Raw genomic sequence first — 9,118 nt, 5'->3', positions numbered from 1 at the left:
CTGTGCGGGGCGCCTGCGAGTTCCGTGCCGGTGACTGCGAGGCGGGTTGGGCCGGGCGCGGTGGGAACTCGATGCGGCCGAGGATGGGCGTCTCGTCCCTCCAACGCCGATCGAGGTGACCTGGCGGAGGCGACTCCAGACCACGGACTCGGCCGCCGCCGTGTCGCCGAAGCACGGGCCTGGGCGAGATGGGGCTGCGGGCCGGCCGGCCGACCGTCCGCGAGCCGTCCGGTCCGCGGGGGTGGGCTCACGCCGGGACATGCCGATCGCCGCCGGGGAGCCGCCGGACGACCGCTCCCCGAAGCCGGCCCCAAATGGCTCCCCCCAGAACAGACCCGCAACGCGGATCAGGCCCGACGCTGATCTCTCAGCACGGGGCCTGACCTGGTGTTTCAGCTGTCGGGGTGGCGGGATTTGAACCCACGACTTCTTCGTCCCGAATGAGGTTCGGGTGGAGTCGGGGTCAGGTAGTTCGGTGTTTTACCTGATCATGGTGCTGGCGTCGGGCGGTCTCAGATGGCCTGGAAAGGGATTTGGGAGTGGATCGGCTCCCAGATGGCTCCCAAGAACTGGCGTACCAGCTGGGGCAGGCCAGGTCGGCCTGCCTCACCAAGTGACCCAAAGCGCTGGAGCGGCCCTTCTCCGCGTCCAGTGGCAAGGCGGCGGGCTTGGCGAGGGCAGGCATGGGGAGCAAGCTCCGCGCCGGATCATGGCGCGGGTCAGAGCTCACCCCGCTGTTCGTCTGTCTCGTACAACCTCCAAGCCGGCCATCGAATGGCTTCGATTTCTCCGTGGTCGCTGCCCAGCAAGTTCCGCCGGTGCAGCATGAGCCGAAGGTGGCGGGCCGCGTCGGAGCCCTCTTCGACTCCCCTGTCGAGTAGTACAGCTCTAGGTGCAGTGGCGTCGATGCCTCCCACCAGAGCGTCCGCCGGATGCCCGTTGACTGTCTCGCCCAGCGTGACGGTGGCTTCCTTCGTGCGGGAGAGGGCCTGATACAGGCGTTTGAGCAGGACGTCCTCGTCTCCGCCACCCGGCGGTACGCCATTCCGCTCCGCAGCCTCCAGCAGCGCGGCGCCCACGCCTCCTCGCTGGCGCCAGAGTTTTTTGTCCCCCACCACGATGAGGTGACTGCGTGCTCGGGTGATGGCGACGTTCCACAGGTTCAGCTGCCCGCTGACCCACTCGACGGCGCCCGTATGCATGCCTTCACCAGCGACGAGGGAGAACACCATGACATCGCGTTCGCCCCCCTGGAAGGTATGCACTGTACCGATGCGCAAGCGCTCCTCGTCGTACGGTCGCAATCGCTTGCGCAGCGCTTCAGCCTGCGCTGTGAAGGGAGTGACAACGCCGACGGTGGCCTCGGGCGGCAACTGGTCCAACAGATAGGTGACGCTGGCGAGCACTTTGTGGATCTCGTCATCGTTGGCCCAGGAGCCACCGAACGGAGGGCGGGCGGCCCGCCCGGTCACATCCGTCCAGACGACGGAGGGGCGGCGCGCCAGAGCGGGACGGCCACGGGTATCGGTGAGAACGGTCAGCCCACCGTCGTAGAAGAATTCGTTGGAGATCCCGGCGATGTGCGGATGACAGCGGAAGTGCTCGTCGAGAAGCAGTGTGCCGCCTGCGGCCTGCTCGGCCGCGTGGAAGGCGGAGTGGCGCCGGTAGGCGAGGTGGTGCTTCTCCAGCCAGTCGGACCGCAGCCCGTTCCCGCGCCGGATGAGAGCCTCACGGGGCGGGCTGGTCTGCGTGATGTGCGTGAGCTGCATGGGGTCGCCGATGACCAGGGCACGCCGCGCGCGGAACAACAACGGCAGGATGTGTGGGATGGCGCACTGGCTGGCCTCATCGATGACGACGAGATCGAACAAGGCCGGGTCCGGAGGAAAACGCCGGGCGGAGAGGCTGGTGACTGCCCATCCGGCCACTGCGGGCGCGTCCGTCGATGTTCCCGGGCGGCCGAGAACCCTTCCCAACTGCGGCCAGTCGCCGCGTTTGCCGTCCCGAGCCGTCAACAGATCCAGAATACGGCGGCGTCCGGCCCAGGCGACGGCTTGGACCGTGGTGGCGAGGAGCGTGCGTGAAGCGTCCTGGACAGTGCTTTCCGCATCGCGCAGGGTACGCGTGAGCGCTGTGTCGTCAACGGTAGCTGCATGCTCGCGCCCGTCACGCCACACCGCCTCGGCCGCGGCGAAGCCGGCCAGCGCGAGGCACCCCGCGGCGGGATCACCGGCGTACCTCTCCAGACCGGCCTTGCGCAGGAAACGGGTTCGGCGCCACGACCCCAGGAAACGCGCATGGGTGAGGCGACGTGCCTTGGCCTCCAGTTCCTTCGGCCGGGGCGGGCCACCGAGCAGGGCCTGGAGCTCAGTGACCGTGATCCCGAGCTTTTCCGCGTGGTGGGCGCGGGATTCGCCTGCTTGGCGAAGCCGTAGCTCGGTCTCCGCGGTGTGGGCCAGAAGCTGCCGTACTTCTGCCAGACGGTCGGTGGCCAGTGTGGTTGCGATGGATGCCGTGGTCACGGTGGTGGACGGCTCCGGGCCGGTACGCAGCGCGTGCAGCGCGGCGGCCTCGTGCTCCGCGTTGCTCTTGCCGTTCTTCCGTGCTGAGCCGGTGCGCACGACACTGCCGGGCACCAGCTTGTCGCAGCGGCGCCAGACCTCGTCCACGGCATCGTTGTTGGTGGATGCGACCAGTACGGTCTGACCTGCCGCGATCGCCGTGGCCACGAGATTGGCGACCAACTGGCTCTTGCCGGTGCCGGGCGGCCCCGTGGCCACGGTGAGACGGCGGGTCATGGCGGACCGGAGAACCGCCGTCTGGGCCTCGTTGCAGGGCAGCGGCGTCACGAGGCGTACCGATTCGGGGTCTGAGTGGGCGAGGGACCGGGCGCGCTGCGAGGTGTCGGGCGAGAGGACTCCGAGGGCGGTCCTTCCAATCCGGTCCGTCTTTCTGGAGATGTCGGCGAAGTCGTTGAGAAGCCCCTTCGTGAAGCCTGTCTGGGGGCGTGCCGCGAACAGGACCGCGGTGTTGCGGGCCCCGTGGCCGGGCGTGCGGACGTCGATGCGGTCGGCGAGCCGGTCGGGACTGAGCTCCTGCACGCACGGCAGCTCGAACTCCTGCGTGAGGAGGTTGCGCACCTCCACCGCCATACGATCGTGCTGTCCTCGATGCCAGGACGGCTGAAACGTGTCGATGAGCTGGTTGGCCTCCTCCTCGCCCAGCCAGTCGTGCGCCAGCTGAGGATGCGGCTGGACCGGGCCGTACGGCTTCAGCCGCAGCTCGCCCTCGTCCTGGATGATCTCGACCCGGCGTACCAGCAGGGGCGCGAACTTCGGCTGCCGCCAGGGGCGTCCGCTGCGAGGCCCGGTGAGGACCACGGCCGGGTAGCCCGCCCAGAGCTCGGCATCCTCCTCTGCCGCTGAGTCCACCAGCAGGGCTGCTTCCTCGGGGAGCGCGATGCAGCCGTCGTCATCGACGTCGCCAGAGATGAACCTCTCCGTGCCTTCCAGGCACACGTACGACGTGCCCTGATGGCTCACCTCCATCAGAGGTGTCTCGGCGCTCTCGGCCAGGACGCACTCGCGGTAGTAGTCCAGCAGGTTGGCCCAGGCGGGCTGGGCGTGAGCGGATTTAGTGGCGTGCGGTTGTGCCGCTTCTCCGGCGGCAGCCCGGGGCCGAGAGCTCAGAGGGTCGAGGATGGGGGCCCGGCCGAAGGGGCTGTCCGCGATGACGATGCGGTCGTCGACGCCCAGCGCGGAGTGCACCGGCACCTGACGTCCGCCGTCCTGGGCGCGCATGCGCCGGTTGACGTAGTGGAACAGGTCGCTGACCGTTATCGCTTGGCCGCCGTCCTTGCTGACCTTCCCTGTGCGCAGCGCCTCGATGATCTCGCCGGTGAACGCCGACGGCTTCACGTCATCGCTGCCGCCCGCGTCCGCATACGAATCCTCTCCGGCCCGCGAGGACGACAGGACGTACACGCCCCTGCTGGTCAGCGGGGGCGGCTCGCCGGACTTGGACACAGAGCTCTCGGGACGTCGGTCCGATGTGCGCAGCCCCACGGCGAACCCGCCGCTGCGGCAGCAGTCGATCACCACGATCTTCTGCGGGGCCACGCACTCTTCCAGCGCGTCGTTGAGGAACCCTGCACTGACACCGGTCGAGGCCACCCGGTCATAGTCGGTGTCTTTGGCAACGAAGTGGAACTCGCCGCCGTCGCGTACGGTGCGCACACCATGCCCGGAGACATACACGAGCGCGAGTTCGTCCTCGTCGCGCTCCTGAAGGAACTCGCCGATGGCCGCCCGCATGTCGTCGGCGGTGAGATCGGATTCAGTCTGGACGGAGACGAAGTTGCCGATGCTGCGATGCTTCAGGACCTGGGTGAGCCCCCATACATCCGCCCGCACGGAAGCCAGCGGCGAGAAGCGGCCGTCGTCGTAGTGCTCGTTGCCGATCAGGAGAGCCCGGCGCTTGTGGAAGCGGGTCACGCCGCGCCGTCATTCGGTTCGGGACCGTCGCCGTCGGCGACCCGGTCCTGGAATTCGCGGACCATGCGTTCCTGCGCGGCGTCCGGCCGTCCGGTGATCTCGATGGAATCGTCCCCGACGGTGACTACTACCTTGCGGTGGCGCTCCTTGGCGCACCACTCCTTGACCAGGGTGATCAGGACCTGGGACGCCGGACGGGCGACGGCGGCGGTGGTGGCGGCCCAGAGAGCCACCTCACCGACGCCGGCACCCTTGCGGCCCGGTTCGGTGGGTCCGTCGGCGTCATGGAAGCCGACGATGAGATCGTCCGTCCTGTGCAGGGTGTCGTGCAGATCCCGGGTGAGACGCTCCTGCCGGAGTGTGTCACCGCCTGTGGGCACGGTGAGTGTCCACGACGTTCCCCCGTCGCGCATGTGCTGCTCCTTGCGTTTGCGTATGTGCTTGCTCGCTCCGTCCGGAGACTTTGGCACGTGGGCCTCCGAAGGGGACAGCCGAGGCTGACCGGGAGGTACGGCATCCGGCCACCCCCGAGTGCCGGTGAGGACCTCCGACCTGCTTCCCAGCCTCCCCCCGAGCCGGTGCGGATCGTGAAGAGCCTGCTCCTCGGCGGGAACACCTCTCGTATGGGTCAGCTCCGGGGCCGGTCGTCGGGCGATGCCTACTCCGGCACCACCCGTATCGCGAGTGCGGTGCCGTCCGGCCGGAAGGAACTTGCACCCCAGTCGTCGATGTCGTCCGGCTCGGGCCAGCCATCCCGCTGTTTGTACGCCCGCCGGCGGTACTCCTCCACCTTGCCTTCCGCGAGGAGATCGTAGAGACCTGCGGCCATGCCGGAAAACGCTTCGACACGCGTGCCGTTGATACGGAAAACCTGGTCAGTGCCGACGTATCGTTCCCCGGCGAAACAGACTTTCGCGTCGTGGACACTGGCAGTCCCGGCGAAGGCGGTTTCGCTGAAGTGCTTGCGGCCCTGCTCATCGATCAAATACCGGCCGACCGTCCCACCACCGCCGGCCAGTGAGAGCTGCCCGGCGGCGTGGGCCCGGGCGACCACTCGGCCGAACCACGAGAGTTCCTTCTCAGGGATCAAGAAGGCATTGTGTCGTTCTGCTCCGCGTTCTGCCGGGACGGCCACGGAGTCCACGTACGGCAGAGCCCGGCGTCCGATGGCCACGTCGGCTGAATCCGTACCGGTTGTCGGCCGTACCGGGAGCTCGGTACCTCCGCCTGTGTGCAGGACATGCACTGTCACGCCGGCGGTGGCCAGGAACTCGGTCGCGGTCGTGAGCGCGGGAGTCCCGTTCGACTGCCCCAGATGGAATCGCTCGACGCGCTCACTGCCCCGGGCCAGCTGTCTGTATGTCGTGCGAGAGCTTGCGGAGGTCTTTGGCTTCACGACCTGGTGGTTGCCGTTCACGGTCACCACGAAGATTCGGGAGCTTTCATCAGGACGCCATGCCTCCAGCAGGAAGTCCGGCCGCGGCCTCGCGCCGAGAGTCCCGGCCGGCTTGGTCCGCGCGAAGCCGGGAAGGAGGACGGTTTCCACATCGACGATGCTGATTAGGTGGTCCGGATACCTCTCGCGAAGCGCGCGTTCAGCGACGGCGAGCCCGAAGGCCCGGCCCAGCTCCCTCGCCTGCATGGCCCGATAGGCCAGTTCGGGAGCCTTTCCTTCATCGGTGAGGCACAGGCTTCCGTGCCGGTCGGCGGCGAAGGCCCGGCAGTACTTCAGCCCCTGCCAGTGCTCAGCCAGCCCCCTGCCTCGGCCCTGCCGGGCCAAGGTCGTAGCGCGCGCGAATGTCGCGAGCAGGTCCCACGGAGTCATCAGTACGGGACCACACTCGGCTCGGGGTAGTTGGCGCAGGTTCGGCTTGCGGGGGCCGTGGCCTTCGGTCGTGATTCTTTTCGCCCGCTCGCGGTCGACAGCAGCGGCCGCTCTCCCCACCCCGGCGATGAGCTCGGGCGATGAGTTCACCTGCACGTTCAGAAGGTCACCGAGCCGCCTGATCACGTCGAAGGCTGTGGGGTTCATGCCATGAGACGGTAGGAATCGGCGATATCGGTGACAAGGATGCGATTCAGGCCATGGCAGTGCAACTGTCCGGCTCGGTGAGAGACTGGACGGTCTTCTCCCGGTTTCTTACATCACAGGTGCGCGGTGACGCCGTGGCATCCCATGGTGCGTGGTCCGCGCGGGACACGTTTGGGCCCCGCTGCCTTTGGCTGTCCTCAGCCGACCGACGTTGTCTCCGCGCAGGCTTGGGGACGTTCGGCGTCACCGTCACCTGAGGTTCCCCCGCTGCGAGAGAGGTGCTGATCAGCTGGTCAGGAGGGGTTGACGGGGTTTCAGGTTCACTCGTTCGGTCGTTGCCTGCTCGGCGCAGTGCTTCTCCTCGAACTCGATCGGGCTGAGGTAGCCGAGCCGCTTCTGGATGCGCCGGCTGCTGTAGAAACCGTCGATGTACTCGAAGAGCGCGAGGTTCGCCTCAGCCCTCGTCGCGAAGACGCGACCGCGGACGCATTCGGTCTTGACGAGCATCCACAAACTCTCCGCGAGGGCATTGTCGTAGCTGTCCCCGACCGACCCCATGGATGCTTCAATTCCCGCCCGCACCAGGCGAGTTGTTAGCTGGATGGCTGTGTACTGACAGCCGTGGTCGGCGTGGTGAATGAGCTTGCCGGGCTCCACCTCGCGGGACGCGAGGGCGTACTCCAGACTGGAGAGGACCAGGTCGGCATCCGCGCGGGCAGAGGTCTCCCAGGCCACCGCCCGCCGCGAGAACGCGTCGCGGATGGCCGAGAGCCACAGCGGGCCCTCGCCGGTGGCGATCATCGTCAGGTCGGTGACCCACAACCGGTTCGGCGCGGACGCGGTGAAGTCGCGCTGGACCAGGTCCGGGGAGAGCGTGGCCTTGGGATCGCGGCGCGTGAAGCCGCTCCTGCGTGGGCTGACGCCCGCCAGATCGGCCTCACGCATGAGGCGTTCGACCCGCTTGCGGCCGACACGGGTGCCTTCACGCTTGAGGACAGCGCGCACGCGCGGCGAGCCGTAGATCCCGCCGGAATCGGCATGGATCTGCCGGATCAGCCCGGTCAGCTCGATGTCGCGGCGCTTGCGCTCGCACGGCTCGCGTTCGGCGCGGCGCCAGCGGTAGTAGGTGGAGGAGGCGATGTGCAGTTCCCGAAATACAGGCTCGACTCCCAGGTGCGGGTGCTCGTTGACGAGCGCGGTCACCTGGGCCGGGTCGGGTCGAGCTGCGCCGCGAAATAAGCCGACGCCGTCCGCAGGACCTCGTTCGCCCGCTTGAGCTGGACGATCTCCCTGCGCAACGCGGCGAGTTCGGCGCGTTCGTCGCTGGTGAGCCGGTCGTCGCGCTCGCCGGCACCGGCCTTGGACTGGCGGATCCAGCCGCGCAGGGCCTCGGGATGCACGCCCAGGTCGACGGTGAGCTTCTTGATCTGCGGCTTCGGCTCGGCGGTGCGATACATCCGCACCGCACGCTCACGCAACTTCAGCGAGTACTTTCTGGGGGCAGCCATGGTCGATGTTCCTCTCATGAGAACCATCTGACCCTCCGTCACCGACCTCCGCATCTCGGGGGAATCTCACCGACCGGGCTGACGCCTGCTGGCTCCCGATCGCCAAGGGCCTCACGCCCCACGGCCTGCGCCACACGCACCGGACAATGATGGAGGACCTCGGCACCGAGAAGGTCCTCATGGACGAACGCATGGGCCACATCGACGGCTCCGTCTCGGCACGCTACGCCCACGTCACTCCGGGCATGCGCCGACGCCTTCTGCTCGGTCTCGCCGAGCAGTGGGAAGCCGCGCTCGACGCCCGACTCGCGATGTGTCCGACGTCGCCTGTGCGCGTGCTCAACGACCTTCTGCGTGCCCGGCCCGCTGTTCGCAGGTGAACGAACCCCGGGAGCCGGTCTTGCGACTGGCTCCCGGATGGTCAGGCGCCGAATACTGCTTGGAAGGCGCTCTGGCCTGCACCAACAAGCATTGTCAGGCCGGGGGATGCCGTGCCGATTGCGGTGAGGGTCGTGTTCAGCCTGTCGAATGCTGTTCGTACGCGACCCGGTTCGGGCGCCTCGGTGGACGTTGCTTCCTCCAGTACCTCCGCATCCAAGATCAGCTGCCCCTGTTCCTCCTCGGAGAGGCCAAGACTTGGTGCGAACTGCCGGACCTGCTGTGCGAACTCCGCCAGCTTGGACGCGTCCAGCCCGAAGCTGTTGTTCTGGACGACGTGCTGCTGGGCGCCAGCGACAAAGCCATGGGCATTGCTGATGTTGTACGTGTCGCCGCCGGTCGACTGCCGGTTGAGATGGTCGTTCACGGTGCCTCCGGAGAGTACGCAGCGGGTGCCCTGCGAAGTAATCGCGGCCATGACCCCTGCGTCCGCGATTGTGCGTATCGCGAGGTCGTGTTCAGCCAGGTAGTCGAGCGCGCCGAGAACCTCGTCCTCGGACAGGGGGTCTCCGGCGAAGCTGCACAGCGGGTCCTCCAGGAACCCCAGAACCGGTTCGGTGGTCTGCCTTCCACCCACTCGCAGGACCCATCGCAGCAGCACGTCACAGGCATGGCGGAAGCGCTCGACCGTATCGGCGCGCAAGGCT

6 protein-coding genes and 1 pseudogene are annotated in these 9,118 nt (G+C 67.7%); 1 reads left to right on the top strand and 6 read right to left on the bottom strand.

What is annotated here, in order from left to right; translation table 11 throughout:
• Positions 1–719: 719 nt before the first annotated feature.
• The 5 genes from AB0D49_RS37220 to AB0D49_RS37200 all read right to left on the bottom strand — a co-directional run bounded on the left by AB0D49_RS37220 (position 720) and on the right by AB0D49_RS37200 (position 8,033).
• Positions 720–4,493 (bottom strand): AAA domain-containing protein, encoded by a 3,774-nt coding sequence (locus tag AB0D49_RS37220; protein WP_362767064.1) that lies wholly within the window; start codon positions 4,491–4,493, stop codon positions 720–722.
• A complete protein-coding gene (locus AB0D49_RS37215) occupies positions 4,490–4,906 on the bottom strand; it encodes a hypothetical protein (RefSeq protein WP_362767061.1) in 417 nt (138 codons plus the stop codon). The genes AB0D49_RS37220 and AB0D49_RS37215 overlap by 4 nt, the downstream gene beginning before the upstream one ends.
• Before the next feature lie 245 nt (positions 4,907–5,151).
• Positions 5,152–6,525, bottom strand: coding sequence for a hypothetical protein (locus tag AB0D49_RS37210; protein ID WP_362767058.1), 1,374 nt, complete (start codon positions 6,523–6,525; stop codon positions 5,152–5,154).
• A 285-nt stretch (positions 6,526–6,810) separates the two neighbouring features.
• Entirely contained in the window at positions 6,811–7,728 is a 918-nt protein-coding gene (locus AB0D49_RS37205; protein WP_362767055.1) for an IS3 family transposase, read from the bottom strand.
• Complete coding sequence (locus AB0D49_RS37200) at positions 7,725–8,033, bottom strand: transposase (RefSeq protein ID WP_362767052.1); 309 nt, start codon at positions 8,031–8,033, stop codon at positions 7,725–7,727. The genes AB0D49_RS37205 and AB0D49_RS37200 overlap by 4 nt, the downstream gene beginning before the upstream one ends.
• 68 nt (positions 8,034–8,101) lie before the next feature.
• Here AB0D49_RS37200 and AB0D49_RS37195 point away from each other — a divergent pair.
• Positions 8,102–8,413 (top strand): annotated as a pseudogene (locus AB0D49_RS37195) (LacI family transcriptional regulator); the annotation flags it as partial.
• Positions 8,414–8,454: 41 nt separating this feature from the next.
• On the opposite strand, the gene AB0D49_RS37190 reads toward AB0D49_RS37195, so the two are convergent.
• Positions 8,455–9,114 carry a hypothetical protein gene (locus AB0D49_RS37190; protein ID WP_362767050.1) on the bottom strand — a complete coding sequence of 220 codons (660 nt, stop codon included), beginning with the start codon at positions 9,112–9,114 and terminating at the stop codon, positions 8,455–8,457.
• Between the last annotated feature and the right edge of the window lie 4 nt (positions 9,115–9,118).

It is taken from the genome of Streptomyces sp. NPDC048290, from assembly GCF_040652095.1.
In the GTDB taxonomy this organism is placed as follows: Bacteria; Actinomycetota; Actinomycetes; order Streptomycetales; family Streptomycetaceae; genus Streptomyces.
The sequence above is the reverse complement of the archived record's forward strand: the minus strand, read 5'-3'. Positions and strand labels throughout refer to the sequence as shown.